Source organism: Bacillus sp. AY3-1 (genome assembly GCF_008368785.1).
In the GTDB taxonomy this organism is placed as follows: Bacteria; Bacillota; Bacilli; order Bacillales; family Bacillaceae_G; genus Bacillus_A; species Bacillus_A wiedmannii.
On the sequence record NZ_QORZ01000052.1, the window covers coordinates 1 to 1,654 of the forward strand.

Genomic DNA, 1,654 nt, shown 5'->3' on the forward strand with positions numbered 1-1,654 from the left:
AAATAATTTTATGATAAAATCTTTTACATAATGAAATAAAGGGGCAGTATTCTATGGGGTATTTTTCAAATGGTTTATTAGTTTTGTTTGTTCTTATCGTCTGTAGCTGTATGATTTTTGGTTGATAATATAATAATAGATTTTTATAAAAGAAGTTAACTGAGGTGAGGTTAACTTCTTTTTATTTTATGTTGAGTAGGAATTTTATTATTTTTATGGAAGTTTATTTAATTTAATTTAATTTCATATTAATAAGGGGAATTTTATAAAATACAAACAAAGGAATAAGGAGTATTTACATGAATAATAGAATAAATTACACAATTAAACACCCAACAGATTTCAATGGATTATTAAGCTTATATGAATCTTTAGAATGGAATTCTCTTAATTTAACGCTGAATGAATTGGAACAAATGTGTAAACAAAGTTGGTATGTAATTTATGCTTTTGATGATAAAGAGTTAGTGGGGATGGGGCGTATTATATCAGATGGCTTAATAACAGGCGTTATTTGTGGTGTTTGTGTATTGCCAGAGTATCAGTCCATTGGTATTGGAAAAGAAATCGTAGAACGATTAATCCAGCACTGTGAACAAAACAAGGTTATTCCCCAACTTATGTGTGTAGAAAAATTGCAATCTTATTATGAATCTATAGGGTTTGAGGCATTCTCTATTGGGATGACAAAACCTATTAAAAGATAGTGTGGCTTTATATTTTCGGTGTAGTTGTGCATATTTTCAAACTTCATCATAAAGGAGACGGACTATATGGAGATTGCTAAAGGGGTAGAAATGTTACAACTTGAGTTTCAAGAATTTATCCCGCTTAAATGGGCAGTAAGACCCCCAATTCAACGAAAGCAAAGAATTTAGGTGGGGGATCAACTGCCCATAAAAAAGTCCGATTGGTTCAACTAATAATCAGTTGGGGATGAAGAAAACCCCCACTGATTAAAGTTTCACTTTATTATTCACCCAATTCTTTTATGGGATGATGAAATGGCAGTGTTAATAGATACTGGTTTCCCTGGACAATTTGAAGACATACAAGTAGAGATGGAAAGAGTAGGGATACCCGTTGATAAGCTAAATGTTTTGATTTTAACGCATCAGGATATAGATCATATAGGTAGCCTTCCTGATTTGTTGGAGAATGGTGTAAGCGATATTAAAGTTTATGCGCACGAGCTAGATAAGCCATATATTGAGGGAGAGTTACCTTTATTGAAAGATGGAAATGTAGAGAATCCACCAAAAGGAAAAGTTAGTAATACGGTGATAGATGGGCAAGAACTTCCGTATTGCGGCGGGATACAAATTCTACATACCCCAGGACACACTCCAGGTCATATTAGTTTATATTTGAAACAAAGTAAAACCCTTATTGCAGGAGACTCGATGTATAGCGTGAATGGAAAGTTAGGAGGAATTCACGCCCCAACAACTTTAAATGTTAAGGAAGCACAGCAGTCTTTGAAGAGGTATTCAAATCTTGATATTGAATCGGTAGTTTGTTACCATGGAGGATTAAGTAAGGAGAATATAAAGATTCAAATTCAAAATTTGTAAAAGTTGAAGAGGAATTTTTTGTTAAACTGTGCTGAAGTATAATCTAATTAATAGTAAATAAATAAAAGAGCATGTTTGAA

General features: G+C 32.6%; 2 protein-coding genes. Both read left to right on the forward strand.

Features of this window, described 5'->3' with window-relative positions:
* Window positions 1–299 precede the first annotated feature (299 nt).
* A complete protein-coding gene (locus DN389_RS28225; RefSeq protein WP_098191300.1) occupies window positions 300–707 on the forward strand; it encodes a GNAT family N-acetyltransferase in 408 nt (135 codons plus the stop codon).
* 264 nt (window positions 708–971) lie between these two features.
* Complete coding sequence (locus DN389_RS28230) at window positions 972–1,574, forward strand: MBL fold metallo-hydrolase (RefSeq protein ID WP_098802067.1); 603 nt, start codon at window positions 972–974, stop codon at window positions 1,572–1,574.
* Window positions 1,575–1,654 lie beyond the last annotated feature (80 nt).

Excerpts from the sequence above, each read along its gene's own strand:
- DN389_RS28225 (WP_098191300.1), top strand. The coding sequence starts at position 300 with ATGAATAATAGAATAAATTACACAATTAAACACCCAACAGATTTCAAT.